The sequence below is a fragment of the Acidovorax sp. GW835-FHT14G06 genome, assembly GCF_058793595.1.
Genome location: NZ_JBXAGA010000005.1, coordinates 228,597 through 254,845, shown reverse-complemented (window position 1 = coordinate 254,845; position 26,249 = coordinate 228,597). Strand labels below are relative to the sequence as shown.

Below are 26,249 nucleotides of genomic sequence, written 5' to 3'. Positions count from 1 at the left end.
AGTGGACAGGTGTATGGGGAATTAGTGTGAGGGTGGAACCAATGGCAGGCGAACTTGCCGTGGCCCCTCGGGCGGCTTCGGAAAGCCGTTGAGCGCAGCGTCGAACAGCACGCCATAGACGGCAGGGTCGCTCACCCACACATCTTCATGCACGGCCGAGGTTTCGTACACCACGGCCTGGGTGCTGGCGTCGCGCATCACGATGCTGACCGCGCGGCGGTGCAGGGGCGTGGGCTCACCAAAACGCCACATGCCATGCACGCCCCAGCCCCGGCCATACCAGCCGCCAAAGCCCCAAGGGCCTGTGCTGTAGGGGCCGGAGGGGCCGAAAGGATCGTTGCGCGGTACCGTGTCGGCCTGCGCACCCAGTTGCACCAGCAGGCGCGGCGCGGCATCGTCGCGCCGTAGCCCTGCGCGTGCCAGCGACTGTTCGGCCAGCGTGGCGATGGCGTCAAATGAGGGGGCCTGCTGCGAAGGCAGGCGTTCGATGCGGTAGGTGGCGGGCGCGGGCACGGCCGCCAGGGTCGAGAAGCTCTGCACCTGGCCTTCGACCACGCGCGTGGTGCTGCAGCCTGTGAGCAGGGCGGCGGCCAGGCTCAGTACCAGAAGGGGAATCCATCGGCGTTGTCGCATCTTCAGAGGCTCCTGAAAAAGAGGATCTCCATGAGAGTGCCGCTGGCCCCGGCAGTTCACGACAGCTGCACCACCTGCACGCCCGGCAGCGACGGCGACGGCGCCACAAACTCTTCCTTGTCAAACGCCTTGTCGCCATCTTCACTGGCGATGCCCGTGGCCTTGGCGTTTTGGAAGTCGTACAGGCTGCCATCGAGCAGGTGCGAGGGCACCACGTTCTGCAGCGCGTTGAACATGTTCTCCACCCGGCCCGGGAAGCGTTTTTCCCAATCGCGCAGCATCTCGCCCACCTGCTTGCGCTGCAGGTTCTCCTGGCTGCCGCACAGGTTGCAGGGAATGATGGGGAAGTTGCGGTGCGCGGCCCAGCGGGTGGTGTCCTTCTCGGCCACATAGGCCAGCGGGCGGATCACCACATGCTTGCCGTCGTCGCTGACCAGCTTGGGGGGCATGCTCTTCATCTTGCCGCCAAAGAACATGTTGAGCAGCAGCGTCTGCAGGATGTCGTCGCGGTGGTGGCCCAGCGCGATCTTGGTGCAGCCCAGCTCGTCGGCCACGCGGTACAAAATGCCCCGGCGCAGGCGGCTGCACAGGCTGCAGGTGGTCTTGCCCTCGGGGATCAGCTTCTTGACGATGCTGTAAGTGTCTTCGTTCTCGATGTGGAAGGGCACGCCGGTGCTGGCCAGGTATTCGGGCAGCACATGCTCAGGGAAGCCCGGCTGCTTCTGGTCCAGGTTCACCGCCACCAGGTCAAAGTGGATGGGCGCGCGGGCCTTGAGCTTGAGCAGGATGTCCAGCAGCGCGTAGCTGTCCTTGCCGCCGGACATGCACACCATCACCTTGTCGCCTTCTTCAATCATGTTGAAGTCCACGATGGCCTTGCCGACCTCGCGGCACAGGCGCTTTTCGAGCTTGTGGGTTTCGCGCTCGATCTTCATGCGGGCGGTCGCACTGGCTGCGGCTTCTGTGGACTCGTCAGTCCAGCCGACGGGGGTAGAGAGGGCGGAGGTTGCGGTCGGGGCTTCGTTCAATACGGTGCTCATGGGGTCACCACTGTCCTGTCTCGACGCGAATGGCCACTTCGCAGTCGTCAAAAATTTCGAGTTTGGCAATCTTCACCCGCACGCCCAGCACGCCGGGCAGCTGCATCAGGCGGTTGGCCAGCTTGCCGATCAGGCTCTCCAGCAGGTTGACATGCTCGGCAGTGCACTCATCGATGATGATCTGGCGCACGCGGCGGTAGTCCAGCACATGGCCGATGTCGTCGTCGCGCGGAGCCAGCGGCTGCACGCCCAGGCTCAGTTCGGCATCGACCTGGATGGGCTGGGGGGCGGTCTTTTCATGGTCAAGGATGCCCAGGTTGGCGTCAAAGCGCAAACCGGTGAGCGTGAGGATCTGGGTGCCAACAGCGTGGGTCATGGGGAAAGGTCCTGGCTTGAGTGAGCCATTTTTTGCGTGTGTGCGTGCGCTCACATCAAAGAGAAATCGCGGTCAAACTTCATCAGGTGCTGGCCACCATCGACCAGCAGCGTGGTGCCGGTGATGGACCGGTTCTCCAGCGCAAACTTCACTGCGCTCGCCACGTCCTCGGCGGTGGACGAGCGGCCCAGAGGCGAGAGGGCATGCAATTGGGCGAATTTTTCGTCGCTCAGCATGTGGCTGGTCAGCGTGAGTCCGGGCGCCACGCCCACCACCCGCACGCGCGGCGCCAGGGCCAGCGCCAGCATGGTGCCGGCGGCTTCCAGCGCTGCCTTGGAGAGCGTGTAGCTCATGAAGTCGGGGTTCTGGTTCCAGAGCTTCTGGTCCAGCAGGTTGACCACGGCGCCCTGAGCATCGGTCTCGCCTGCCACCACCCGGTCGGCCACATGCTGGTGCAGCGCCTGGGCCAGCAGCACCGGGGCGGCGGTGTTGCTACGCAGGTGCTTTTCGAGCGCGGCAAAGCCAAAGGTCTCTACGTTGTCGTGCTCGAACAGGGAGGCGCTGTTGACCACCGCGTCCACGCTGCCGAAATGCGCCACCACGCGGGGCAGCAGGCCGCGCACAGCGGCCTCGTCATCGAAATCAGCCTCAAAATGGGCGCTGGCGCTAGTCAATCTTGCGCATTCAGCTACGGTATTAATAGCGTCTTGCGCCGATGAGCGGTAGTGCACCGCCACCTGCCAGCCGCCGGCGGCCAGGGCCAGCGCAATACTGCGGCCCAGGCGCTTGGCGGCACCGGTCACCAGCACGGTGCGGGGGCGATGGGGGAGGGAAGGGGTGGACATGTGGGGGACAATGCGGGCCGTGACCCAAAGACCCGACAGTTTAACGACCGCCCTGCACCAGCACATCACCCAGGCCATTGCCGCCGAGGGCGGATGGCTGGGTTTTGACCGCTTCATGGCCTTGGCCCTGTACACACCCGGCCTGGGCTACTACGCCAATGACTCCACCAAGTTCGGCGCCATGCCCGAGTCGGGCAGCGACTTTGTGACCGCGCCTGAGCTAACGCCCCTGTTCGGCCAGACCCTGGCTGTGCAGGTGGGCGAGGCGCTTGCCCAAACTGGTACCGAAGAGGTCTGGGAGTTTGGCGCGGGCTCGGGCGCGCTGGCGCTGCAGTTGCTGGATGCGCTGGGCGACCAGGTGCAGCGCTACACCATCGTCGACCTGTCGGGCAGCCTGCGCGCGCGCCAGCAGGCCAAGCTGGTGGCGCATGCCCACAAGCTGCGCTGGGTGGATGCCTTGCCTGAGAAATTCAGCGGCGTGGTGGTGGGCAACGAGGTGCTGGACGCCATGCCCGTGCAACTGCTGGCGCGCCGCGGCGGCCAGCAGGGCGGCAAAGACGGTGATGGTTGGCACGAACGTGGCGTGGTGGTGGCTGAAGACGGCCGCTTTGCCTGGGCCGACCGGCCCACCGACCTGCGCCCGCCCATCGACATCGAAGGCCCGCAGGACTACCTGACTGAGATCCACGCCCAGGGCGAGGGCTTCATGCGCATGCTGGCCGACCGGCTCACGTGCGGCGCGGCCTTCTTGCTGGACTATGGGTTTGGCGAAGACGAGTACTACCACCCCCAGCGCCACATGGGCACCTTGATGTGCCACCAGGGTCACCTGGCCGACGGCGACCCGCTGGTGGCGGTGGGGCTTAAAGACATCACCGCGCACGTCAATTTCACCGCCATGGCGCTGGCCGCGCAGGAGGCGGGCCTGAATGTGCTGGGTTACACCACGCAGGCGCACTTTCTGATCAACTGTGGATTGCTCCCAAAAATGGAGCAGCTACCGCAGGCCCAGCGCGCGACAGCGGCCAAATTGATCATGGAGCACGAGATGGGTGAGCTGTTCAAGGTGCTGGCCGTGGGCGCGGGCGAGCCGTGGGAACCGGTGGGGTTCAGGCACGGAGACCGTTCGCACCGGCTCTGACCGCCTGCTGCTGCGCTGCCCATGTTCCGCTGGCTCCTCGTCATCCTACTGGCCCTGATGTTCATCAGCTGGCTGTCGCCCCTGCTGCGCCGCATGGGCTTTGGGCGGTTGCCGGGGGACTTCCGGTTTCGCTGGCTGGGGCGCGACTGGGATGTGCCGCTGGCGTCCACGCTGCTGCTGAGCTTTGTGGTCAGCCTGATCACCAAGCTGCTGTAGGGCAGCCGCAACAGCTGCTGTTGCCGGTGCGCCTGCTAGCCCGCCGTCTGCAGCGCGTCCAGAAACGCCTTGCGCCACCAGTGCACGTCGTACTGGCGTATACGGGCCATGAGCTTTTGATGGCGCACCTGCCGTTCCACCAATGGCATCTGCAAGGCCTGCTGGATGCTGTCGGCCATGCCCTGGGTGTCGTAGGGGTTCACCAGCAGCGCTTCTTTCAGCTGCTCGGCCGCACCCGCGAAGCGTGACAACACCAGCACGCCCGGGTCGTTCGGGTCTTGCGCCACCACGTACTCCTTGGCCACCAGGTTCATGCCGTCGCGCAGTGGCGTGACCAGCCCCACGGCAGCGGCGCGGCACAGGCCCGGCACCCGCTTGCGCGCCACCATGCGGTGGATGTAGCGCACGGGCATCCAGTCCAGTTCGCCATAGTCGCCGTTGACAGAGCCACACAGACCTTCCAGCTCCTGGCGCAGGTCGGCATAGGCGTTGACGTCGTCGCGCGTGGGCGAGGCGATCATGATGAGCGTGGCGCTGTCGCGGTTTTCCGGATACCGGTCCAGCAGCTCACGGAACGCGCGCACGCGGTGCGGGATGCCTTTGGAGTAGTCGAGCCGGTCGATGCCCAGCATCAGGCGCCTGCGTGAATACTCAGCGCGCATGTTCTCGTAGGTTTCCACCGCGTCGGGTGCGTGCGTGAGGCGCGTGAATTCGTCCACATCGATGCCGATAGGAAACGATTGCACCACCACGGTGGCCCCAAAGGCGCGCACGCGCTTTTCGTCCACTTCTTCTGCGCGGCCTTCGTTGCGCACATAACGCATGAAATGCGAAACGTCGGCCTCGCTCTGCAGACCCACCAGGTCGTAGGCAAACAGCGAACGCATCAGCCACTCATGCTGCGGGATGGCCGCCATGATGAGCGGCGGCGGCATGGGAATGTGCAGAAAGAACCCGATGCGCTGCTTGCAGCCCATGGCGCGCAGCTCGGCGGCCAGCGGGATCAGGTGGTAGTCGTGTACCCAGATCACGTCGTCGTCGCGCAGCAGCGGCAGCAGCTTGCGCGCAAACATCTGGTTCACGCGGCGGTAGCCCGCGATGTAGCTGGCGTTGAAGTCGGCCAGGTCCAGGCGGTAATGGAACACCGGCCAGAGCACGCTGTTGCTGTAGCCATGGTAGTAGCTGTCGTGGTCTTCGCGGCACAGGTCCACGGTGGCCAGGGTGACGGCACCGGCCTGCCGGGTGTGCAGGTCGCCCTCGCCGGGTGTGCCGCCTTCGACCACGGTGCCGCTCCAGCCGAACCACAGGCCCCCGGTCTGGTTCAGGGCTTCGCCCAGGGCGACGGCCAGGCCACCGGCAGCGGGTTTTCGGGGGTCTGCAAGGCGGTTGGAGATGACAACAAGACGGCTCATGGATTGATCATCGTTGTGGATCGCCCCTGGCCGTTGTCGGACAGTGCCTCAAATCACGCTGTCCCAGGGCGCCGACAGGCGCACGGCAGCGTTGATGACGCCCACCATCGAGTACGTCTGCGGAAAGTTGCCCCACATCTCGCGGGTCTCGGGGTGCGTGTCTTCGGACAGCAGGCCCAGCGGATTGCGGGCGGCCAGCATGGTCTCGAAGATGGCGCGGGCCTCGGCCTTGCGGCCGATACGCGCCAGCGCGTCGATGCGCCAGAAGGTGCAGATGTTGAAGGCTGTCTCGGGCTTGCCGAAGTCGTCGGCCGCCTCGTAGCGGCGCATGTAGGGGCCATCGCACAGGCTCTTTTCCATGGCCTCCACGGTGCTCACAAAGCGTGGGTCCTTGGGGTCGATCAGGCCCACCTCGGCCATCAGCAGCACGCTCGCATCGAGTTCATGGCCGCCAAAACTCTCGGCGAACGCCTGGCGCGCTTCGCACCAGGATTTGTCGAGGATCTCGGCGCGCATGCGGTCGGCATGCTGCTGCCAGTGGCTGGCACGGTCGGCCAGCTGAAGGGTGGCGGCGATCTTGGCCAGCCGGTCGCAGGCTGCCCAGCTCATCAGCGCGGACGAGGTGTGCACCCTGGCGCGCGTGCGCAGCTCCCACATGCCGGCGTCGGGCTGGCCATACACACGCACCGCGTTCTCGCCCACCTGTTCCAGCCGCGTGAACTCGGCCAGGCCCGCACGGTGCAGCAGGCGGTGGTCGTGGAACGCCTGGGCTGCGCCCAGCACGATGTTGCCGTACACGTCGTGCTGAAAATGCTCGGCCGCCTGATTGCCCACGCGCACAGGGCCCATGCCCCGGTAGCCCGCCAGCTGCGGCACAAAACGCTCAGGCAGGTCTTTCTCCAGCCCAATGCCATACAGCGGCTGAATGTGCCCGTCGCCGCCTTCGACCACTACGTTGCTCAGCCAGCGCAGGTAGTCCTCCATGGTGCCGACTTCAGAGATGCTGTTGAGCGCGCGCACCACAAAAAACGCATCGCGCAGCCAGCAGTAGCGGTAGTCCCAGTTGCGGCCGCTGTGGGCGGACTCGGGGATGCTCGTGGTCATGGCGGCCACGATGGCGCCGGTGTCTTCGTACAGCGAGAGCTTGAGCGTGATGGCTGCGCGGATCACCGCGTCCTGCCACTCCAGGGGCACGGCCAGAGCGCGGGTCCAGCTGCGCCAGTAGGCCGTGGTTTCCTGCTCAAACAGGCGCGCGGTGTCGGCAATGCCGTCCACCAGGGTTTCATCGGCCCCGAGCAGAAAGTTGTGTTCGCGCGTGAGCACAAATGCCTGGCCTGACAGCACATGCGATACCGGCGCATCGGTGGACAGGCGCAACGTCATGCTCTCGCCCACGTAGCGGATGTGGTTGCTGCCCCGTGTGATCTCGGGTGTGGTCTGGCCCCAGTCGTAGCGCACCTTGAGCGCTACGCGAATGCGTGGCGCGCCCTGGATGGGGCGTACCCGGCGCACCAGCGTCATAGGGCGAAAGTAGCGCGAGCGGCTGTAAAAGCGCGGCGCAAAGTCGGTGATCTCCACCCCGTGGCCTGCCTTGTCGAACAGCTGCGTGCGCAGGATCGCGGTGTTCGGCTCGTACCACTGGTGGGCCGACGCCAGGTCTTCCAGTTCGATCGCGAAGTGGCTGCCTTCGTCGCCGGGCTGCAGCAGGGCGTTGAATACGGGGTCGCCGTCAAAACGGGGCAGGCAGCACCACACCATGCGGGCATGGTTGTCGATGAGTGCGCTGATGGCGCAGTTGCCGATCATCCCGAGGTTGAGCGAGCCCGTCTGGGGTTGTGTGGCGGCTGTGTTCATCGTTCGCGCTCCAAGGTCGTGCGTGCAGACGACAGCCAGCCGCGCAATGCGGCAGATGTCATGCAGCGGTGTTGTGCCATGGTGGGTCCTTCGCCCACCTTGATGCCCCAGCCGCCCAGGGCTTGAACGGCAGCAAAGCCCGCTTCGTCGGTGACGTCATCGCCGATGAAGACCGGTATGCGCCCTGCAAAAGGGGCTTGGGTCATGAAGTCGGCAATCGCCTGGCCCTTGTGAACGCCACGGGGCTTCACTTCAAAGACACATTTGCCGCAGAGCAGTTCCACGCCTTCCACCTGGTGCATGGCCCGTACCAGGGTGTCGTGGCACAAGGCCTCCAGCTGTGGCGCAAGGCGGTAGTGCAAGGCCACGCTGACGCGCTTGGTCTCCACCAGCAGGCCGGGGTGGCGTGCTGCAAGGTCTTGTGCGGCCTGTAAAACGGGCTCCAGGGCGGGTGGTGACGTGGCGGGAACAGAGGTGCCACCCAGGCGGTACTGGGCTCCATGCTCGCTGGCCAGCGGCAGACGCAGCGGTGCCAGAAATCCGTCGATGTCGGCCTCGGGCCGCCCGGTCACGATGGCCAGCGCGCCGCCCAGGTGGGTGTACAGCGATGACAGTGTCGGGACTAGCCCCGACGCAACGCGCACCGCCTCGGGGCGCGGCGCCAGCTCGGTGAGCGTGCCGTCGAAGTCCAGAAAAAGCGCATGGGCAGTTGTCAGTGTGGGGAGCAGCTGCATGCGCGAAACCATAGCAGACGCTGCAATGCAGATACGGCCACCAGGGGGATTCAGGGCTGGTAAACGCGCGCAAGGTCTGCGACCGTATGCAACTTTGGCAACCGAGGCTGGCGAGGCCAACCCTTGAAACGGTGAGCCTGCGTCGCAATGTGATCAGTACGCCGATTCCCCCCCCAGCCCTTGCCACGCCATGACCGAAGCCCTGCACATCGTCTGCCCCCATTGCCACACCACCAACCGCGTGCAAAGTGCCGACTTGGGCAGCGCGCCCGATTGCGGCCAATGCCATCAGCCGCTCTTTGCGGGGGCGCCTCTGGAGCTGGATGCGACCAGCTTCGACAAGCATGTGGCGCGCAGCCACATCCCGGTGCTGGTGGACTTTTGGGCCCCCTGGTGTGGGCCATGTCGCCAGATGGCACCGGCCTTTGCGCAGGCCGCACGGGAGCTGGAGCCCCGAGTGCGCCTGGCCAAGCTCGACACCGAAGACCAGCAGGCCATCGCAGCGCGCTATGCCATCCGCAGCATTCCGACCATGATCCTGTTCCAGCAGGGGCGTGAGGTGGCGCGCATCTCGGGCGCACTGGGGGCGGCAGACATCGTGCGCTGGGTGCGCACAGCGGCAGGTTGAAGAAACCTGTTGCTCAGCGGATTCCGAGCGCCCGGTCCAGCGATACGTTGCCTGCACCGCGCCCCACCAGGTACAGCATCAGCCCCGCCCATGACAGATGGGTGGGCCATGCGTCGGGGTAGACAAACAGCTGGATCACCAGCGTCATGCCCAAGAGGGCCAGGGCCGACAGGCGTGTGAACAGCCCCAGCACCAGAAGGACAGGGAGCAGATGCTCCGCCACAGTGGCCATCTGCGCCGCCAGCTCGGGCGGCAGCAAGGGCAGCTTGTATTCGTCGCGGAACAGCGCATAGGCGCTGTCAGAGATGGTCAACCAGCCTTCGACCTTGGTGCGGGCCGACAGCCAGAAGATGCCTGCAATGGCCACCCGGTTGACCAAGGCCAGCAGGCTGTGCGGGGTGAGCCACGTGGCGGCATCGGCCAGGCGCGCCCACAGCACGCGGGGGCCTTTGGCGGGCGCGGTGAGGAAATGTGTGCTGGTGGTCATGAAGTGCTCCTTAGCCTGGGCGTGAATCGGTGGGTATCAATGCGCCTGCGTCCAGCAAGGTGCTTATCAGGGCCGCAAAGTCTGCGGTGGGTTCGGCATCCAGGGCTGAAGTGGCGGCGGCCTCCAGTGTCTGGCTGTGGGCGCAGGCGTCCAGAAACGCCATTCCTGCGCGCGACAGGGGACGCCACGTCACTTCTGCACGGGGCCGGGTGAGCAAGGCCCCATCGCCTGTCCACTCCAGCGGCTCTGTGAGGGCCAGGCCTTCACGGTGGCTTTGCCACAGTGCGTAGGCGGGATGTTCTTCGCACCAGGCCCAGCGCGCGGCGGGGTGGGGGAGCAGCTGCGCCAGGGGCAAAGTGTCGGGCGCTTGCTGTGCCAGCCAGTCGCGGCCGACAGCGGTGGCGTCTGCCGCCAGATGGCATTCGGTCCAGCAGCGGTCCAGGCGTGCCACGGCGTGCAAATAGGGCAGCTCGGCCGCCGGTGCAAACCCGGCCAGAAAGTCTGCAAACCCCACGCCGTAGTCCATCAGCAGTCCGTCAGCCGGCGGCTGCGCGCGGACATAGACCGCTGCGGCGGCGCGGAACCAGTCTTCTCCCACCAGCTGGCACACCGTGCGGTAGTTGGCTTGCAGTGCGTCGATGCCGCCCTTGAGCACGGTGTTGCTGTATACGGCAAAGCCCGGTTGGGACTCCAGCGCCGACACCCACGGTACGTGCACGGCGTGGCCCAGAAGCGCGGCAGAGAGACCGTCTTGAAATGCACTCAACTGCATGCGGCCTCCTGAGGCAGTGGTTTTGCAAGCGCGCTGTGGGCCTGCTCCCGCTCGGCCAGCAGTTCACTGAAGGCGGGCAGCTGGTCGTCGCGTTCGATCAGGGTCGGCACGGGGCCTGTGCGCGCGATCACCTGCTCGTACAGCGCCCACACCGCAGCAGCGATGGGCGCATCGTGGCTGTCGATCAGCAGGGCGTTGCCATGCACCGGGTCGGCATGGTGGCCTGCCAGGTGGATTTCGGTCACTGCGTGCAGGGGAAAGGCGTCGAGGTAGGCCTGTGCGCAAAAGCCCAGGTTGTTGGCGCTGACGAACACGTTGTTCACGTCCAGCAGCAGGGTGCAACCAGTGCGCTGCAACAGTTCGGCCAAAAAATCGGTTTCAGCCCAGTCGTGGCCGTCGATGTGGAGGTAGTGCGTGGGGTTCTCGATGGCGATGGGGCGTTGCAGCGCATCCTGCGTGCGGGCGATGTTGTCTGCGATGCGGTGCAATGCCGCGTGCGTGCGCGGAAACGGCAGCAGGTCGGGCAGGTACTGTCCGCGCCAGGTGGACCAGGCCAGGTGCTCTGAAATGATGGCGGGTTCCATCCGCCTTGCAAGGGCTGCCAGTCGCGCCAGGTGGGCCGCGTTGGGCGGTGCATCGGCCGCGAGGGACAGTGAAACGCCGTGCAATGCCACCGGGTGGTGCGCGCGGATGGCATCCAGCCAGGCCAGGCGCGGGCCGCCATCGGCCAGGTAGTTTTCGGGGTGCACCTCCCACCACAGGCCGGGGGCCGAGCAATGCAGCGCCTCGTCGTAGTGCTGGGGCTTGAGTCCCAGGCCGGCGGTGAGAGGGCACGGGGTCATGGTTCAGGCCTTGGCGGGTGTCAGTGTGCCCATGCCCTTGGGGGTCTTGATGGTGCTACAGGTGCCAGCGGGCACAAACTTCCAGGCGTTGCCCTGGTAGTCCATCTTGGACGTGCCCGCGCAGGTGGTGCCGGGGCCGGCGGCGCAGTCGTTCTTGCCTGCCATCGAGACGCCATAGCACTTCTCCATGGCGGGCTTGGCGCCATCCATGGGGGCCGCGTTAGTTTGGGCCATGGCGGCGCCAGAGGTCAGGGCAACGAGTGCGAGGGCGCCGAGGCTGAGGGTGCGAGTGGTCATGGTACGGTTCTCCGAGGGTTGGGTAGGGTTTGAATCCGACCGGGGTGCTGCACAGAGCCAGCACTGAACTGCCCGATCTGCGTTGTAATTCGCGCTGTGCAGCAGGCGGGTTACAGCATTGCGCAAAAAATATTGGCGGCAGGCCTCCAATATTTTTTGCGCGGCCTGTAACCCATCGGTCCCGGCATCCGAATTGCCTTCAGGGAGACACCATGGAGATAGTGGAAGAGCGCCTGCGAGGCTTGTTGCTGCAGGGGCTGGATGCCGACGCCGCCGCCTACCAGCGCTTTTTGAAGGAGCTGAGTGCTCACCTTCGCGCCTTCCTGCGTCGCCGCCTCGCGCAGCGGCCCGATGAGGTGGAAGACCTGGTGCAGGAGACGCTGCTGGCCGTGCACAACCAGCGCCACACCTACCGGCCCGAGATGCCGGTGACGGCCTGGGCGCACGCGATTGCGCGCTACAAGCTCATCGACTGGCTGCGCTCGCACGCGGTGAAAGAGGGCCGCAACGACCCGTTGGACGATGCCGACGAGTTGTTTGCCAGCAGCGACAGCGAGGCTGCCGAAGCCCGGCGGGACCTGGGGCAACTTCTGCGCACGCTGCCAGACAAGCAGCGCCTGCCGATTGAGTATGTGAAGCTGGAAGGTTTGTCTGTGGTCGAGACGGCGCGCCTCACGGGGCTGTCGGAGTCGGCCGTCAAAGTCGGCGTGCACCGGGGGCTCAAGGCCCTGGCCGCCAAGATCAGGGGAATGGCATGAAAACCGATGAATTGATCCACCTGCTGGCCACGGATGACCGGCCCGTAGAGACCACTGCGATTGAGCAGCGGTTTGCCGTTGCCATCGCAGCGGGTATTGTGGGTGCCGGGGTGCTGATGCTGGCAATGTTCGGCCTGCGCCCCGACCTGCTCACGACCATGGCACTGCCCATGTTCTGGGGCAAGCTGGTGTTTGCCGCCGCGCTGGCCGCTGCCGGGCTGGCGCTGCTGCGTCGCATGGCCCGCCCGGGCATGCCCGTGGGGAACGCAGCGCTGTGGCTGGCCGTGCCGCCGCTGGTGCTGTGGGCCATGGCGCTGATGGCCCTGTCACAGGTGTCTGCCGCAGAGCGCATGCCGCTCATCCTGGGCAGCACGTGGCGCACCTGCCCATTCAATATCGCGGCGCTGTCGGTGCCAGCGTTTGCTACGGGTTTCTGGGCGCTCAAGGGCGCGGCGCCCACACGCCTGGCCTGGGCGGGCGCGGGTGCCGGTTTGCTGGCCGGTGCGCTGGGCGCCTTGGTGTACGCCCTGCATTGCCCCGAGATGGCCGCACCGTTTCTGGCGGTCTGGTACCTGGCGGGCATGGCCATTCCCACCGCGCTGGGGGCTGTGCTGGGGCCGCGCCTGCTGCGCTGGTGAGGGTTTGGCGCGGGGAGCACGGCAAGCGCCGTGGCGGTTCAGGCGTTGACACGCTTGTTGTACGCGCGGAACACTGTGTCCAGCGTCCAGCCGAGCGATTCGTAGAGCTTTTGCGCCGTGGTGTTGGTGTGGGCCGTGGTCAGGTCCATGCGCACCTTGCCATGGGCGCGGGCCGTCGCTTCTGCCGCCAGCAGCAGGCTGCGCCCGGCACCTGTCTTGCGCGCGGAGGGCGCCACGAACAGGTCGTACAGCGTGTAGATGGGCGCGGCCTCCACCGAGCAGAACGTGGGGTAAAGCTGGCAAAAGCCCACGGCTGTCTGCGACGTATCCAGCGCCAGCAGGATGACCGACTCTTCACGCTCCAACCGCTCTGCAATGAATGCCCGTGTTCCGGCCAGGTCCGGCGCCTGCTCGTAGAACTGCCGGTAGGCATCCAACAGCGGCGAGATGGTGTCGGCGTCTGCCGGGGTGGCGGGGCGGATGTGCACAGAGGTCATGGAGGCGTCGGATCGCAAAAAGGCCAAGAGGCGCACCCCGCCAGGGGTGCGAGCGGACGCGGATTGTAGAAAGGGTGGATCCCCGCATCGGGACGTGGTGCACCCGGTCAGGTAGTTTCGTTGTGCGCCTGGGTGTGCAGCCACTGCGCCACCGCCTCGACCCGCGCCTGGTGGATCAGTGCACCCACCTGCGGGCCGCTTTGGCCCTTGGCGGCGGCCTGCGCTGCAATCTCGCGCGTGACGACCGATTGGACGGCACCCAACACGGCCATCAGGCGGGGACGCTGCGGGTAAGCCGACTCTTCAAACCCCAGCCGCCCACGGGCATCGCACTCGCAGGCCAGCAGGATGTCGGCAAAACGCTCGGGCTTGCGGATGGCGTCGCAGCGCTCCAGCAGGCGTACCAGGGCTGCGGCCGACAAGTCGGTGCTGCGGTGGATGTGGCCGTGTTCTCGCGCCACCACATCGGCGGTCTCGCGGCAGTCCACCGGCATGCGCAGGCGCTCCGCCACGTCCTTGAGCAGCTCGGCGCTGCGCTCTTCGTGCCCAATGTGGCGCGGCAGCACATCGGCGGCCGTGGTGCCCTTGCCCAGGTCGTGTGCCAGACAGGCAAACCGCACGATGAGCGGCGCCTGCAGCCGGGCCGACATGTCCAGCACCATCATCAGGTGCACGCCGGTGTCCACCTCGGGGTGGTATTCGGCCCGCTGGGGCACGCCCCACAGGCGCGCTACCTCGGGCAGCAGCACCTGCAGCGCGCCACACTCACGCAGCACCTCGAACATGCGGGACGGCTTTTCTTCCATCAGCCCCCGCGCCAGCTCCTGCCACACGCGCTCGGCCACCAGGTGGTCCACCTCGCCATGCGCCACCATCTCGCGCATCAGCTGCATTGTCTCGGGCGCTACCGTGAAGTCGGTGAACCGCGCTGCAAACCGCGCCACACGCAGAATGCGCACCGGGTCTTCGCGGAAGGCGTCCGTCACATGGCGCAGCACCCGCGCCTCGATGTCTTTGGCTCCAGAATATGGGTCAAAAATGCCTCCAGCGCTTGTCCCATAAGCACTAGTAGCTATTGCATTGATAGTGAGATCGCGGCGGGAAAGGTCTTCTTCCAGTGTCACATCCGGCGAGCTTTCCACCACAAAGCCCCGGTAGCCGCGCCCGCTCTTGCGCTCGGTACGGGCCAGTGCATATTCCTCGCGCGTTTCGGGGTGCAAAAACACCGGGAAGTCTCGGCCCACTGGCAGGTAGCCCAGCTCCAGCATCTGCTCTGGCGTGGCACCCACCACCACCCAGTCGTGGTCATTCACGGGCCGACCCAGCAGCTTGTCGCGGACGGCGCCGCCCACCATGTAGATTTGCATCGGCGTAGTTTAGGACGAGCCCTCGGCCGTATATTCCAACCCACCATGTCCCTATCCTCCGACCTCACCATTGCCCAGCTCAACCCCGATGGCAGCGTGCCCGTGCCGACGGCGCCCGATGCCGCTGCCAATGCGGCCGCCGAGGCCCTGCAGCGCGAGGCGCAGTTCGAGGCCCTGAAGGCCCAGGTGGAGGCGCTGCAGGAGATCCTGGCCAAGCCGCTCAACGACATCCTGGCCGAACACGACAAGTTCAAGGAGGTTGCGGCCGCGTGGGATTCCTTCGGCGCGATGTGGATGCTGTCGCAGCGCGCCATGCGCCGCGTTGCGATGGACCTGGCTGCCTCGCGGGGCGTGAGCGAGGAAGAGGTGGTGGCCCGCGCGATGGCCTATGCGAACCGGGTGCTCAACACCGAGGACGAAGACCTGGGCGGCTCCATTGCCCCCGCCCAGCTGGCGCACATCGCGCGGCACAAGGCGTTTTTGCGCAAGCAGTTCCGGTAGCGCTGCCGATGAAGAAACGTTTCACGGTGTTTACTTTTTCCTTGGCGGCTTTGCTGGCGCGGATGGCTTTATGGCCCTACGCTCCTCCTTTTGAAACACTCACGGCAGAGAGTGCGACGGTGAGAGTGAAGCACCCGGGGCCGTTGGGGCGGGAGGCCGTCTTTCGGACTGCGTCGGGTGCGGAGGTGTCTTGTACCAGGGGAAAGTCGGGCAGATGCCCTATCGAACAATTGGTCAAGATGGAGGCAAGTCAGGCGCCACTCACCGTTTGGCACGATGGGGTGCGCGTGTTCCAGGTCGCCGACATGGAGCGGATCCTCTACCCCTACGACGCTGTCTACGATGGCCGGGCACTTTTGCTCGCGATCGCGGCCATTGTTGCGCTGTTGGGGTTGGGCCAGATGGCGATTCACATTGGCTGGGCTAACGAGTATGACGATGAGGGCAAGCTGATCCAGCGCGAATAGACAGAGTTCTCGCGCCGTGCTTCCTACCGACGTACCTGAAGTCTCATCGGAACACCGGCCTGAAAAAACTCCGCTCATAACTCACGATGCACCCCGTTTCCTCGGCATAGCGGAAGGCCGCCTGGCAGTCCGCATCCTGCATCGACGCCTCACGGTAGCGCTCGTAGGCTGCGAGGCTCTCGAACGTGAACAGCGCCAGCGCGATGTTGTTGGCGCCCTCGCTGGGCATGAAGTAGCCGTGGTGCTGGCCGCCGAATTTTTCGACCAGCGGGATCCACAGCTTTCCGTAGTGCTCGAACTCCTTGAGTTTGCTGGTGTTGAGCACGTAGCGCAGGTAGATGGTGACAGCCATGGTGATGCTCAGCCTTCGGTATGGCGCAGGCGGTAGGGCTCTTCGAAGTCCAGAAAGTCCTTTTCGGCCAGGGCTTCGTCGATCCAGGCCTGCACGCCGGGCAGCGCGCGCACGCGGGCCACATAGGCCTGGATGATCGCAGGCACAGGCAAGGCGTAGGTATGCAGGCGCATGCACACGGGGGCAAAGTAGGCGTCGGCCACGGTGAATTCGCCAAACAGCAGCGGGCCCCCATGTTCTTGCAGCAGCGCACTCCACATGTCCACCAGGCGCTGCACGTCGGCGCGTACGCCGGCCTGGTCGCGCCAGATCAGGGCGCCGGTGTCGGCAAGGGTCGCTTCGATGTTCATGGGGCAGTGACCGCGCAGGGCGGTGAAGCCGCTGTGCATCTCGGCGCAGACGCTGCGGGCGCGCGCGCGGGCCTTGGCGTCGGTGGGCCAGAGCTTTTTGTCAGGGTGGGTTTCGGCCACGTACTCGGCAATCGCCAGGGTGTCCCACACCACCAGGTCGCCGTCCACCAGCACGGGCACTTTGGCGGTGGGGCTCACGGCCCCGATGGTGCGCTTGAATTCCGACTGCGCGTCAAAGCTGTCAAAGCGCACGCGCACTTCTTCAAAGACGATGCCCGCCTGCTTGAGCAGCACCCAGGGGCGCATGGACCAGGACGAGTAGTTCTTGTTGCCGATGTAGAGCTTGAGCATGGTGGGCACCTGAAATGAAGAGGTCAGCCCGCCATGCTAGCGGCTACCAGGCGCGCCAGCGATGCCAAAAACTGGCCTGAATGATGCGCTGCAGGCATCACAGGCCATTGTGCAGGTCTGCCTGGATGGGGATCAGATGGGCCAGACCACGCCGTTGTCGTTCAGGATGGCGTCGAGTGGCAGGTCGAACTCCTCGGGCTCGAAGTCGTCCAGATAGCCATGGGTGAAGCCCAGGCCCACGGTGAATGGCTTGGGCTGCAACGTGGCCAGCGTGCGGTCGTAAAAGCCGCCGCCATAGCCCAGCCGGTAGCCGCCCGGCGCGTAGCCCACGCAGGGCACGAACAGCAGCGTGGGCACGATGACCTCGGTGTCCTTGGGCTTGGGGATGCCGTAGGCGTCTTCTTCCATGGGGCAGCCGGGGTACCAGGCGTGGAAGGTGAGGGTCTTGTGCTGCTTGTTGACCACCGGCAGGCCGATGCGGCGGCGCAGGGGTTCGTCCAGCAGCTCGCCATCTTCCTTCCAGCGGTGCAGGGCGGGCAGGGGGTCGAACTCGCCCTTGATGGGCCAGTAGGCGCCGATCACCGTATCCGGCCGGTTCACCAGCCAGATGCGCATCACCTGCTGTAACAGGTCGGCCCGCTGTAGGCGGTCGGGCAGGTTGAGGCGTTCTTCTATCAATGTGCGCCGAAGGGCTGCTTTGTCCATCAGATAATTCCCCCATGCAATTTCTCAGAGCGATTCTGACACCCCTTGTGGCCGCCACCCTGCTGGCCGCCACCGCGCCCCTTGTCATGGCGCAAAACCGTGGTGACGATACCCTGCTGGAGATGCAGCAGGCGTTCCGCAAGGGCGACCGCAACAAGCTCGCGCAGCTGCTGCCTGCGGCACGCGGCCATGCGCTCGAGCCCTGGGCCGCCTACTGGGAGCTGCGCGTGCGTCTGGGCGAGGCCTCGCCACAGGAGATTCAGGCTTTCATGCAGCGCTACGCCGGCACCTACCAGGAAGACCGCCTGCGCAATGACTGGCTGCTGCTGCTGGGCCAGCGGCGCGACTGGGGCCAGTTTGCCGACCAACACCCCAGCTACCGCATGTCGGACGACCGCGAAGTGCGCTGCTACGCGCTGCTGATCGACCAGATCAAGGGCACGGCACCGGCCACCGTGGCCGAGGACGTGCGCAGCAACTGGTATGCGATCCGCGACGCCGACGATGGCTGCACCCACGCCGCGCGCGAGCTGTATGGCTACAAGAAGCTCTCGGCCCTGGACGTGTGGCGCAAGGCCCGCCTGGGCGTGGAGGCCAACCGCCCCCGCGTGGTGCGCTCGGCGGTCGAGATCGTTTCGCCCGAATCGCTGCCGCAGCTCAAGGATGTGCTCGATGCGCCCAGCAAATACCTGCTCTCGCGCGCCACTGCGGCCGGCAAGGCGCGGCAGGAACTGGTGCTGCTGGCGCTGTTGAAACTGGCCACCAGCGACCCCGATGGTGCGGCCTATCAGCTTGACAACAAATGGGGCGTGCACCTCTCCGCCGAAGAGCGCAACTGGGCTTGGGGCGTGATTGGCAAGACCGCTGCGCAGAAGCTGGCCAGCAACGCCCACGGCTATTTCGCCAATGTGACCAAGGACAGCGACCTCAACGACGACCTGCTGGGCTGGAAGGTGCGTGCCGCCTTGCGCGCTGGCCAGTGGAAGGCCGTGGGCAAGGCGGTGGACGCCATGGGCCCTGAAGGCCGCCAGGACAGCACCTGGGTGTACTGGAAGGCGCGCTCGCTGCTGGCAGGCCGCGTGACCGATGCCGAACGCGCCGAAGCACGGCAACTGCTCGAAGGCATCGCCGGAACGCGCGGCTTCTATGAGCAGCTGGCGCTCGAAGAGCTGGGCCAGCGCATCACCACCCCCCCCGCTCCCGCGCCCCTTACCGCCGAAGAAAAAGCCGCAGCCCGCGCCAACCCGGGGCTCAACCGCGCGCTGTACGCCATCTTGCTGGGCCTGCGCAGCGAAGGCGTGCGCGAGTGGAACTACACCACCAACCTGCACCAGAGCGGTGGCATGCCCGACCGCGAACTGCTGGCCGCCGCCGACTTTGCGTGCCAACGCGAGGTATGGGACCGCTGCATCAACACCAGCGAGCGCACCAAGGGCGTGGTGGACGTCACGCAGCGCTTTCCCATGCCGTTTCGCAGCACCGTGGTGGAGCGTGCCCAGGGCATCGGCATCGACCCAGCCTATGTGTACGGCCTGATCCGCCAGGAAAGCCGCTTTGTGATGGATGCCCGCTCGCACGTCGGTGCCTCGGGCCTCATGCAGGTGATGCCCGCCACGGCCCGCTGGACGGCCAAGAAGATTGGTCTCACCAACTTCACGCCCGACCAGATCACCGACCGCGACACCAACATCACCATCGGCACCGCCTATCTCAAGCTGGCGCTGGACGATTTTGCAGGCTCCATGCCCATGGCTGCCGCCGCCTACAACGCCGGCCCTGGCCGTCCGCGCAGCTGGCGCAACGGCCCGGTGCTGGACGCTGCCATTTGGGCCGAGAACGTGCCCTTTGCCGAGACGCGCGACTACGTGAAGAAGGTGCTCTCCAACACCACCAACTACGCGGCCATGCTCACCGGCCAGCCCCAGTCGCTCAAGAGCCGCCTGGGCACCATTGGCCCCCGCGATGCGGCGTTGCCCGAGGTGAACAAGGACCTGCCCTGACGCTCTTTCGCTCACCGAGCTGACAGGCAGTGAGGGGTAGCAGGTTTGCTATAAATAGAGGAGCTGAAGGCGCATGTTCAACTGGCGCTTCAGTGGGTTTTAATTAAAAGAGAGAGGGTGTGATGGGCAAACTGGCATGGATGGCCTGTGTGGCCGCAGTGTGGGCGTGGGGCGCGGGTGCTCAGGCGCAACCCGTGTACAAGTGGGTGGATGCCGATGGCAAGACCCACTATGGCTCGCAGCCCCCGCCCGCCAAACAGGACGCCGAGCCGCTGAAGCTGCAAAGCAACAACGGCACCAGTGGCGGCAGCACCTCATCCGGCAACAAGGGCGCCAGCGCCAAGGCGGGCCAGCAGTACAACCCCGATGGCACCAAGAAGGTCTCCAAGGACGTGGAGGAGTTTGGCGAAGGGCTCAAGAAATCGCTGGGCACCGTGGACAGCCAGCAGGTGCCCCTGAACTGCGCCGTGGCCGTTGACAACATTCACTACCAGGCCGACCTGATGCTGGAGGTGGGCCAGAAGAACGTGCGCGATGGCTACATGACGCAGGCAGCGTTTGATTCCGCCGCCCCCAAAATCCGCGAGGCCAAGGGCAAGTACAGCGTGTCGGACTGTCAGGGCGCCTCGGGCAACAAGAAGTCGTTTTACCAGTGCATGTCCAGCAGCAAGAACCACGTGACGGGCTGCGACAAGCAATACAAGCACTGAGGGCGTTGTGCTGATCCGCCCAGGCGCTTTGCGCCAGTGGTGGGGTCCCTCCGTCAGGGCACGCACTGGCACCCAGCCATGCCGAGGCGCCAGGCCTCACACGTTGTGCAGCACCTCGCCCTGGCGCGCAGCGGCGCCTGACCGCACCAGTTCATCTGCCAGGCTCTCCAGCCATTCGGCCTCGGTCTGCGTGGCAAAGTGCCGTGCGCGCAGCATGCCGAAATACGGCGTGGCCTGCGCCCAGGCCGTGAGGTTGGGTATGCCGATCTGCTGCCATTCGAGCAGCTTGTACTTGAGCAGCACCTTGGCCGCATAAAGCGCGTGCTTGCCCGGGTTGCGCACAAAACCATCCAGGCGGCGACGGGCGCCGTCGATGGCGCGGGGCGCATCGGCAAACACCGGCCCGTGGCCCGGGATCACGACCTGGGGCGACAGCGTTTCAATCAGGTCCAGCGTGGCGCCCACCTGGGCGAAGGCATCGTCGCCCTCCAGCTCCGGGAACACCACGCCAAAGCCGTTTTCCCACAGCGCATCGGCCGAGATCAGCACGCGGCCCTGGGGTTCGAACAACACCACCGAGTGCGGGTCGTGCCCCGGCGCGGCATGCACCTGCCAGGGCTTGTCGCCCAGCAGCACGCACGAGCCCGGCACCAGCAGCGTGTCGGCCCGAAAGGGTGGGCACTCCTGCCCTGTGGGGGTGTAGCTCAGCGCGTAGGCATCCCACTGGCGCACATGGTCGGCCTGGCCGGGCGGTATGGCCGTGAGCACGCCGGGCCAGGCCTTTTGCAGCGCGGCATTGCCGCCGCAGTGGTCGCTGTGCAGGTGGGTGTTGAGCAGGCGGTCCAGCCTGCGGCCCGCGAGAGCATCGCGCACCAGCTCCACGGTTTGCTCGGCATGGCTGCAATAGCCGGTGTCCACGATGGCTGTGTCGTGCTGGCCGATGAAGAGGATGTTGTTGGCCGACAGCCAGCCGCGTTCGAGAACGGTGATTTCAGGGGGCAGGAGATCGTGGGGCGCTGTGGTGGGCATGGGTGCAGGAATTCGGGGCTTCGGTGGCGGGCTTTAACGCCGCGCCGTGGGCTGCTGCCCAGCGTACCGCAGGTCGTGCCTGCCCGAAGTCCTCCAAAACCCGCAGCCTGGCCGCCCAGGCTGTGTCAGAACGTGACGCCCGCCACCAGGATCACATTGGCATAAGGCGTGCACTCGCCGGTGCGCACCATCACCTTGGCCTGCTCGGTCAGGCGCTTGAACTCCTCGTGCGATACGGACTGGGGCTCCACCGGCAAGTGGCACCAGGCGGGCAACTGCCCTCCATTGCGCTCCACGGCTTCGGTGGCGATCAGCGCTTTTTCGACCTGCATTTCGTCCAGCACCACCCGCAGCACATCGGCCACGGCCGGGATGCCGGGCGTGAGAGCCAGGTCGATGCGGAGCGGGCCGTTGGGGATGGGCAGGCCGACGTCGCCGATCACCAGCATGTCGCCGTGGCCCAGGGTGGCGATGGCGTGGGAGAGTTCGGCGTGCAGCAGGGCGGTGCGTTTCACAGGGGGCTCCAGGCGGGCGGTTGGGGGCTTTGCGCCACGGCGGCGCGGGTAGGGATGGAGGGCTGGGCGCCGGGCTGGGTGACGCACAGCGCCGACGCGCGGATGCCTTCGCGCACGGCGGCGTCCAGCGGCTCGCCGCGTGCCAGCGCCACGGCCAGTGCCCCCAGGAAAGTGTCACCAGCGGCCGTGGTGTCCACGGCTTTCACGACCAGGCCGGGGTGGTAGCGGTTGCCTGCCGCATCGGCGGCCACGGCGCCCGCAGCGCCCAGAGTTACTACGACCTGTGCGGGGCCCTTGGCGCGCAGGGCCTGCGCGGCCTGCGCGGCATCGGCGGGCGTGGTCACGCGCTGGCCTCCCAGCGCGGCGGCTTCCACCTCGTTCACGACCAGCGTGTGCACCAGCGGCCACATCGCATCGGGCAGGGGCTGGATGGGAGAGGGGTTGAGCAGCACGGGGCAGCCAGCGGCATGGGCCATCGCGGCGGCGGCCAGTACCTGGGGCAGGGGGGTTTCGAACTGCAGTACCAGGCCGCCTGCGCCCTGCAGCGCAGCGCCCAGCGCGGCAGCGTCCAGCACAAACCGGCCATTGGCGCCGGGCACGACCACGATGCGGTTCTGCCCCGTGGCTTCCACCGTGATGGCGGCTACGCCGGTGGTGGTGTCGGTGTCGGTCTGCACACCGCTGTGGTCGATGCCGTCGGCGTCGAGCCCGGCGCGCAGCGTGTGGCCGTAGCCATCGTCGCCCACGCGGCCGAACAAGGCCACCTGGGCGCCTTGGCGCGCGCAGGCCACGGCCTGGTTGCCGCCCTTGCCACCGGGCACCAGATGCAGGGCGTCGGCCAGCACGGTTTCTCCAGGGCCCGGCGCGTGTTGCACCTGCAGCACCAGGTCCATGTTCAGGCTGCCGACGACGGCAATGCGGGGCGCGTGGGGTGTTTGGGGCGTGCTCATGCCACACCTCCGGGCGCATGGGCGGTGGAGGCGCGCACGCGCAGCTCGGGCTGCAGCATGACCTTGCGCGCGTCCTGGCGCTTGCCGTCGATGCGCTCCAGCAGCATGTCCACCGCCAGCGCGCCGATGCGCTGCTTGGGCTGCGCCACGGTGGTGAGCGGTGGGCTGGTGAAGGCCGTGAGTTCGATGTCGTCAAAGCCGACGATGGACAGTGCCTCGGGCACGCGCAGGTCGCGCTCGTGCGCGGCGCACAGCGCGCCCATGGCCATGAGGTCGTTACACACGAAGACGGCAGTGGGCGGCTCGGGCGCGCGCAGCACCGCGTGCATGGCTTCGTAGCCACCCTGGCTCGTGAAGTTGCCGTGCCACAGCAGGCCCTCGCCCGTGCCGCAGCCCGCGTCGGCCAGCGCCGTGCGCCAGCCGGCAATGCGCTGTTCGCTGGGTGCAATGCCTTCGGGGCCGCCAATGCAGGCAATGCGCCGGTGGCCCAGCGACAGCAGGTGGCGCGTGGCCAGCAGGCCGCCCTGCATGTGGGCGGTTTCCACCAGGTCACAGGGCTGCTGCCCGGCGATGTCGATTTCGCGGTCCACCAGCACGGTGGGGATGGACAGGCCCGCCAGCTGCGTGGCCAGCGTGGCGTCATGCCCGGTGGAGACTACGATGAGCCCGTCGATGCGCCGTTCGGCCAGCACCTGCAGGTAGGAGCCCTGGCGGTGCGCCTCGTCGTTGGTGTTGCACAGGATGACGTTGTAGCCCGCGCCAAAGCAGCGGTCTTCCACGCTGTGCACGATCTCGGCAAAGTAGGGGTTGGAGCTGTTGGGGATCAGCATGCCCAGCGTGCGCGTATTGTTGCTCTTGAGGCTGCGCGCAATGGCACTGGGCACGTAGCCCAGGGCACGGATGGCAGCCTCGACGCGCTCGCGCCCCTCGGGGCTCACGCGGCGTGTGCCGTTGACCACGTGCGACACCGTGGTGACCGACACCTCGGCGTGGCGCGCAACGTCCTTTATAGTAGCCATGCAGGAAGAAGAAAAATCGGTGTGTTGAAACAGGTTCAGCGGGCGGCGCGGCGCTGGCGCAGCGTGTCCACAATGACGGCCGCCACGATCACAAAACCCGTGATGATGCGCTTGCTGGGCTCGCTGGCGCCCACCTGGGCCAGACCTGCTTCGAGCACCGCGATGATGAGCACGCCAAACGCGGTGTTCACCACCGAGCCGCGCCCGCCCATGAGGCTGGTGCCGCCAATCACCACGGCCGCAATCACCTGCAGCTCCATGCCGGTGCCCGCGTTGGGGTCGGCGGCTTCCAGCCGGGCCGACTGCATCAGGCCTGCCAGGCCTGCGAGCAGGCCGGTCATGGCAAACACGATCACGCGGATGGGACGCGGGTCCACACCGGCCAGGCGCATGGCTTCTTCATTGGTGCCAATGCCCACCACGCAGCGGCCGAACACGGTGCGCGACAGCACCAGCTGCGCCACCACCACCAGCACCACGGCCAGCAAGAAGGCGAACGAGATGCCGCCAAAAAACGGTGCTGACAGCCACGAAATCGCATCGCCCACGTACTGCGTGCGCGAGTCGGTGACCACATAGGCGCTGCCGCGCACGGCTTCGAGCATGCCCAGCGACACGATGAACGAGGGCAGCCGCCACGCGACGGAAATGGTGCCCGTGATGGTGCCGCACACCAGGCCCGTGGCCAGCGCCAGCGCGGCGGCGGCGGGCACCGTCCAGCCCCATTGCAGGATGGCGGCGGCCGAGGTCGCAGCGGCCAGCGCCATCACCGAGCCCACCGACAGGTCGATGCCCGCAATGATGAGCACAAAGGTCATGCCCACCGCCATCACGGCCAGGGCCGGAATCTCGTTGGCGATGGTGATGAAGGTCTCGGCGCTCCAGAAATATTCGGACAGCGACGAGAACAGCGCCACCATGCCCGCCAAAACGGCCAGCAGGCCCAGGTAGGTGCCCAGCTGGCTGCGCCAGACCGAGGCGGAGGAGGGCGCCGCAGCGGGCGCGGCAGATGTGGTGGGGGCGTTCATGCGGTCACAGGAGAAGAAGTTGAAGGGGTGTTGCTGGTGCGCCCGCCGGGCTCGGAGAACGCGGCCGCCAGCAGCGATTGCTCGGACCACTCGCCGCGCTCGAACACGGCCACGAGGCGGCCCGCGCTCATCACGCCGATGCGGTCGGCCATGGCCATGAGTTCGCGCAGGTCCGACGACACCATGAGCAGCGCGCGGCCTTCCAGGGCCATGCGGTCCAGCTCGCCATACAGCTCGGCGCGCGCACCCACGTCCACGCCGCGCGTGGGTTCATCGAGCAGCAGCACGCGGCCTTCGCGGTGCAGCCAGCGGGCAAACACCACCTTTTGCTGGTTGCCGCCCGACAGCTGCCCCACAGGCTGCTCGGGGCTGCGGCAGCGGATGCCCAGCGTGCGCACAAAGCCCTGCACCAGGCGGCTTTCGAGCCCGCGCTGCAGCCAGCCGCCGCGCGACACGGCTGACAGGTCGGACAGTGTGGCGTTGATGCGGATGGGCTGCGACAGCAGCAGGCCCTGGGATTTACGGTCTTCGGTGACCAGGCCCACGCCTGCGGCGATGGCCTGCAGCGGGGATGCGAAACCCCGCTGCCAGGTGCGGGGGGCGGTGGGTGCTGTAGTTGATGGTTTTGCTATGTTTTGTGTAGTTGCTGGCGCATGATCCACTAGCGCTTGCGGCTGTTTTTGCTCTGAATTCGGGTGCAGCGTCACGCTGCCACGGTCTGCCCGGTCGGCGCCAAACAGCAGGCGGACCAGCTCGGTGCGGCCCGATCCAACCAGCCCGGCAATGCCGAAGATCTCGCCCGCGCGCAGCTCCAGGCTCACGTCCTGCACGGCGGTGCCCCGTCCCAGGTTTTCAGCGCTCATCACCACGGGGCCGATGGGGCGGCGCGGGCGGTGGTCCAGGTCGCTCACCACGCGGCCCACCATGCGCTGCACCAGGTCGTCTTCGCTCATGCCGGCCATGGGGCGCACGTCCACCAGGCGGCCATCGCGCAGCACGGCCACGCGGTCGGCAATGCGGCGCAGTTCTTCAAGCCGGTGCGACACATAGATGATGGCCACGCCGCGTGCGGTGAGGTGGGCGATCTGTTCGAACAGGTAGTTGGTCTCGCGCGGCGTGAGCATGGCCGTGGGTTCATCGAGCACCAGGATGCGCGTGTCGTCCTGCAGATTGCGCGCAATCTCCACCATCTGCTGCTGGCCGATGCCCAGCTGCGAGACCGGCGTGGCGGGGTCGATGGTGTCGAGCCCGATCTTGGACAGCTGCGCACGGGCGGCGGAGTGCAGCACATCGCGCTGCAGCCAGCCCAGCCGGTGCGGCAGACGGCCCATCAACAAGTTCTCGGCCACGGTGAGCGTGGGCACCAGGCCCAGCTCCTGCATCACCATGCGCACGCCGTGGCGCTCGGCATCGCGGCGCGAGGTGGGGGCGTAGGCCTGCCCCGCCAGCTGCATGCCGCCGCGCGTGGGCTGCTCCAGCCCGCAGAGGATCTTGGACAGCGTGCTCTTGCCCGCGCCGTTCTCCCCGGTCAGCGCCAGCACCTCGCCCGCAAACAGCTCCACATTCACGCCATCGAGCACGGTGGCGGTGTAGTCCTTGCCCACGGCCTGGATGGCGAGCAAGGGCGGGGACTGAGGATCGGGCGAGCGACTGGGCATGGGGGCTTGAAGTGGGCGGCTGCAGGGCGGTGTTTATCGGTTGAGCGGGGAACAACGCCAGAAGGGCCTTGTTCGCC

Annotated in this window: 31 protein-coding genes; 9 read left to right on the top strand and 22 right to left on the bottom strand. The window is 66.5% G+C overall.

Translation table 11 applies throughout. From position 1 onward, the window contains the following. Positions 1 to 21 precede the first annotated feature (21 nt). From AC1Q64_RS10620 to AC1Q64_RS10605, 4 genes are read right to left on the bottom strand one after another with little or no spacing between them, the layout of a single operon-like run. Positions 22 to 633, bottom strand: a complete 612-nt coding sequence (locus AC1Q64_RS10620; protein ID WP_492251298.1) for a DUF4136 domain-containing protein — start codon at positions 631 to 633, stop codon at positions 22 to 24. Between the two features lie 56 nt (positions 634 to 689). Then, positions 690 to 1,673, bottom strand: a complete 984-nt coding sequence (ttcA, locus tag AC1Q64_RS10615; RefSeq protein WP_492251297.1) for a tRNA 2-thiocytidine(32) synthetase TtcA — start codon at positions 1,671 to 1,673, stop codon at positions 690 to 692. Positions 1,674 to 1,677: 4 nt separating this feature from the next. Continuing rightward, a complete protein-coding gene (locus AC1Q64_RS10610; protein ID WP_492251296.1) occupies positions 1,678 to 2,049 on the bottom strand; it encodes a dihydroneopterin aldolase in 372 nt (123 codons plus the stop codon). A gap of 50 nt (positions 2,050 to 2,099) precedes the next feature. Continuing rightward, positions 2,100 to 2,894 (bottom strand): SDR family oxidoreductase, encoded by a 795-nt coding sequence (locus tag AC1Q64_RS10605; RefSeq protein ID WP_291435866.1) that lies wholly within the window; start codon positions 2,892 to 2,894, stop codon positions 2,100 to 2,102. Between the two features lie 10 nt (positions 2,895 to 2,904). Between AC1Q64_RS10605 and AC1Q64_RS10600 the strand changes: the two genes are divergently transcribed. Then, complete coding sequence (locus tag AC1Q64_RS10600; RefSeq protein ID WP_492251422.1) at positions 2,905 to 4,035, top strand: class I SAM-dependent methyltransferase; 1,131 nt, start codon at positions 2,905 to 2,907, stop codon at positions 4,033 to 4,035. A 21-nt stretch (positions 4,036 to 4,056) separates the two neighbouring features. Continuing rightward, the gene (locus AC1Q64_RS10595) at positions 4,057 to 4,251 is read left to right on the top strand and encodes a DUF2905 domain-containing protein (protein WP_056745516.1); all 195 of its coding nucleotides are present in this window, start codon (positions 4,057 to 4,059) and stop codon (positions 4,249 to 4,251) included. Positions 4,252 to 4,286: 35 nt separating this feature from the next. Here AC1Q64_RS10595 and otsA read toward each other — a convergent pair whose 3' ends face one another. The 3 genes from otsA to otsB are packed head-to-tail and all read right to left on the bottom strand — an operon-like array spanning position 4,287 to position 8,251. Continuing rightward, complete coding sequence (gene otsA, locus AC1Q64_RS10590; RefSeq protein WP_492251295.1) at positions 4,287 to 5,663, bottom strand: alpha,alpha-trehalose-phosphate synthase (UDP-forming); 1,377 nt, start codon at positions 5,661 to 5,663, stop codon at positions 4,287 to 4,289. Positions 5,664 to 5,711: 48 nt separating this feature from the next. After that, positions 5,712 to 7,517 (bottom strand): glycoside hydrolase family 15 protein, encoded by a 1,806-nt coding sequence (locus AC1Q64_RS10585; protein WP_492251294.1) that lies wholly within the window; start codon positions 7,515 to 7,517, stop codon positions 5,712 to 5,714. Next, the gene (gene otsB, locus AC1Q64_RS10580) at positions 7,514 to 8,251 is read right to left on the bottom strand and encodes a trehalose-phosphatase (protein WP_291435860.1); all 738 of its coding nucleotides are present in this window, start codon (positions 8,249 to 8,251) and stop codon (positions 7,514 to 7,516) included. Before otsB ends, AC1Q64_RS10585 begins: the two co-directional genes overlap by 4 nt. A 190-nt stretch (positions 8,252 to 8,441) precedes the next feature. Here otsB and trxC point away from each other — a divergent pair, with 190 nt between their 5' ends. Next, positions 8,442 to 8,879 carry a thioredoxin TrxC gene (gene trxC / locus AC1Q64_RS10575; protein ID WP_291435858.1) on the top strand — a complete coding sequence of 146 codons (438 nt, stop codon included), beginning with the start codon at positions 8,442 to 8,444 and terminating at the stop codon, positions 8,877 to 8,879. Positions 8,880 to 8,892: 13 nt separating this feature from the next. On the opposite strand, the gene AC1Q64_RS10570 is transcribed toward trxC, so the two are convergent. From AC1Q64_RS10570 to AC1Q64_RS10555, 4 genes are read right to left on the bottom strand one after another with little or no spacing between them, the layout of a single operon-like run. Beyond that, a complete protein-coding gene (locus AC1Q64_RS10570; RefSeq protein WP_492251293.1) occupies positions 8,893 to 9,366 on the bottom strand; it encodes a DoxX family protein in 474 nt (157 codons plus the stop codon). Between the two features lie 10 nt (positions 9,367 to 9,376). Continuing rightward, positions 9,377 to 10,138, bottom strand: a complete 762-nt coding sequence (locus AC1Q64_RS10565; RefSeq protein WP_291435855.1) for an HvfC/BufC N-terminal domain-containing protein — start codon at positions 10,136 to 10,138, stop codon at positions 9,377 to 9,379. Continuing rightward, complete coding sequence (gene bufB / locus AC1Q64_RS10560) at positions 10,129 to 10,980, bottom strand: MNIO family bufferin maturase (RefSeq protein WP_492251292.1); 852 nt, start codon at positions 10,978 to 10,980, stop codon at positions 10,129 to 10,131. Before bufB ends, AC1Q64_RS10565 begins: the two co-directional genes overlap by 10 nt. 3 nt (positions 10,981 to 10,983) lie before the next feature. After that, positions 10,984 to 11,277 (bottom strand): BufA1 family periplasmic bufferin-type metallophore, encoded by a 294-nt coding sequence (locus AC1Q64_RS10555; protein WP_492251291.1) that lies wholly within the window; start codon positions 11,275 to 11,277, stop codon positions 10,984 to 10,986. Between the two features lie 212 nt (positions 11,278 to 11,489). On the opposite strand from AC1Q64_RS10555, the gene AC1Q64_RS10550 reads away from it, so the two are divergent. Both AC1Q64_RS10550 and AC1Q64_RS10545 read left to right on the top strand, forming a co-directional pair. Beyond that, positions 11,490 to 12,035, top strand: coding sequence for a sigma-70 family RNA polymerase sigma factor (locus AC1Q64_RS10550; protein ID WP_291435849.1), 546 nt, complete (start codon positions 11,490 to 11,492; stop codon positions 12,033 to 12,035). Next, complete coding sequence (locus tag AC1Q64_RS10545) at positions 12,032 to 12,673, top strand: NrsF family protein (RefSeq protein ID WP_492251290.1); 642 nt, start codon at positions 12,032 to 12,034, stop codon at positions 12,671 to 12,673. The genes AC1Q64_RS10550 and AC1Q64_RS10545 overlap by 4 nt, the downstream gene beginning before the upstream one ends. A gap of 38 nt (positions 12,674 to 12,711) precedes the next feature. On the opposite strand, the gene AC1Q64_RS10540 is transcribed toward AC1Q64_RS10545, so the two are convergent. Next, the gene (locus tag AC1Q64_RS10540; RefSeq protein WP_492251289.1) at positions 12,712 to 13,170 is read right to left on the bottom strand and encodes a GNAT family N-acetyltransferase; all 459 of its coding nucleotides are present in this window, start codon (positions 13,168 to 13,170) and stop codon (positions 12,712 to 12,714) included. 107 nt (positions 13,171 to 13,277) lie between these two features. Then, entirely contained in the window at positions 13,278 to 14,537 is a 1,260-nt protein-coding gene (locus tag AC1Q64_RS10535) for a multifunctional CCA addition/repair protein (protein WP_492251288.1), read from the bottom strand. 45 nt (positions 14,538 to 14,582) lie between these two features. Here AC1Q64_RS10535 and AC1Q64_RS10530 point away from each other — a divergent pair, with 45 nt between their 5' ends. Both AC1Q64_RS10530 and AC1Q64_RS10525 read left to right on the top strand, forming a co-directional pair. Next, entirely contained in the window at positions 14,583 to 15,038 is a 456-nt protein-coding gene (locus AC1Q64_RS10530) for a hypothetical protein (protein WP_492251287.1), read from the top strand. Between the two features lie 8 nt (positions 15,039 to 15,046). Further along, positions 15,047 to 15,505, top strand: coding sequence for a hypothetical protein (locus tag AC1Q64_RS10525; RefSeq protein ID WP_492251286.1), 459 nt, complete (start codon positions 15,047 to 15,049; stop codon positions 15,503 to 15,505). Between the two features lie 43 nt (positions 15,506 to 15,548). Here the strand turns inward: AC1Q64_RS10525 and AC1Q64_RS10520 are convergent, their stop codons facing one another. The 3 genes from AC1Q64_RS10520 to AC1Q64_RS10510 all read right to left on the bottom strand — a co-directional run bounded on the left by AC1Q64_RS10520 (position 15,549) and on the right by AC1Q64_RS10510 (position 17,263). Then, positions 15,549 to 15,857, bottom strand: coding sequence for an NIPSNAP family protein (locus AC1Q64_RS10520; protein WP_492251285.1), 309 nt, complete (start codon positions 15,855 to 15,857; stop codon positions 15,549 to 15,551). An 8-nt stretch (positions 15,858 to 15,865) separates the two neighbouring features. After that, positions 15,866 to 16,558: a glutathione S-transferase family protein gene (locus AC1Q64_RS10515; RefSeq protein ID WP_492251284.1), complete on the bottom strand. Its 693-nt coding sequence runs from the start codon at positions 16,556 to 16,558 to the stop codon at positions 15,866 to 15,868. Positions 16,559 to 16,690: 132 nt separating this feature from the next. Continuing rightward, complete coding sequence (locus AC1Q64_RS10510; protein ID WP_056059531.1) at positions 16,691 to 17,263, bottom strand: 5-formyltetrahydrofolate cyclo-ligase; 573 nt, start codon at positions 17,261 to 17,263, stop codon at positions 16,691 to 16,693. Positions 17,264 to 17,277: 14 nt separating this feature from the next. Here AC1Q64_RS10510 and AC1Q64_RS10505 point away from each other — a divergent pair, with 14 nt between their 5' ends. Further along, positions 17,278 to 19,263 (top strand): lytic transglycosylase domain-containing protein, encoded by a 1,986-nt coding sequence (locus AC1Q64_RS10505; RefSeq protein ID WP_492251283.1) that lies wholly within the window; start codon positions 17,278 to 17,280, stop codon positions 19,261 to 19,263. Between the two features lie 122 nt (positions 19,264 to 19,385). Then, positions 19,386 to 19,973 (top strand): DUF4124 domain-containing protein, encoded by a 588-nt coding sequence (locus AC1Q64_RS10500; protein WP_492251282.1) that lies wholly within the window; start codon positions 19,386 to 19,388, stop codon positions 19,971 to 19,973. 96 nt (positions 19,974 to 20,069) lie between these two features. Here the strand turns inward: AC1Q64_RS10500 and AC1Q64_RS10495 are convergent, their stop codons facing one another. The 6 genes from AC1Q64_RS10495 to AC1Q64_RS10470 form a co-directional block, all read right to left on the bottom strand. Then, a complete protein-coding gene (locus AC1Q64_RS10495) occupies positions 20,070 to 21,002 on the bottom strand; it encodes an MBL fold metallo-hydrolase (RefSeq protein WP_492251281.1) in 933 nt (310 codons plus the stop codon). Between the two features lie 125 nt (positions 21,003 to 21,127). After that, a complete protein-coding gene (gene rbsD / locus AC1Q64_RS10490) occupies positions 21,128 to 21,517 on the bottom strand; it encodes a D-ribose pyranase (RefSeq protein ID WP_492251280.1) in 390 nt (129 codons plus the stop codon). Beyond that, positions 21,514 to 22,467 carry a ribokinase gene (rbsK, locus tag AC1Q64_RS10485; protein WP_492251279.1) on the bottom strand — a complete coding sequence of 318 codons (954 nt, stop codon included), beginning with the start codon at positions 22,465 to 22,467 and terminating at the stop codon, positions 21,514 to 21,516. The genes rbsD and rbsK overlap by 4 nt, the downstream gene beginning before the upstream one ends. Then, positions 22,464 to 23,486: a LacI family DNA-binding transcriptional regulator gene (locus AC1Q64_RS10480; RefSeq protein ID WP_492251278.1), complete on the bottom strand. Its 1,023-nt coding sequence runs from the start codon at positions 23,484 to 23,486 to the stop codon at positions 22,464 to 22,466. The genes rbsK and AC1Q64_RS10480 overlap by 4 nt, the downstream gene beginning before the upstream one ends. 35 nt (positions 23,487 to 23,521) lie before the next feature. Then, the gene (locus tag AC1Q64_RS10475; protein ID WP_492251277.1) at positions 23,522 to 24,514 is read right to left on the bottom strand and encodes an ABC transporter permease; all 993 of its coding nucleotides are present in this window, start codon (positions 24,512 to 24,514) and stop codon (positions 23,522 to 23,524) included. Further along, entirely contained in the window at positions 24,511 to 26,172 is a 1,662-nt protein-coding gene (locus tag AC1Q64_RS10470; RefSeq protein ID WP_492251276.1) for a sugar ABC transporter ATP-binding protein, read from the bottom strand. The genes AC1Q64_RS10475 and AC1Q64_RS10470 overlap by 4 nt, the downstream gene beginning before the upstream one ends. Positions 26,173 to 26,249 lie beyond the last annotated feature (77 nt).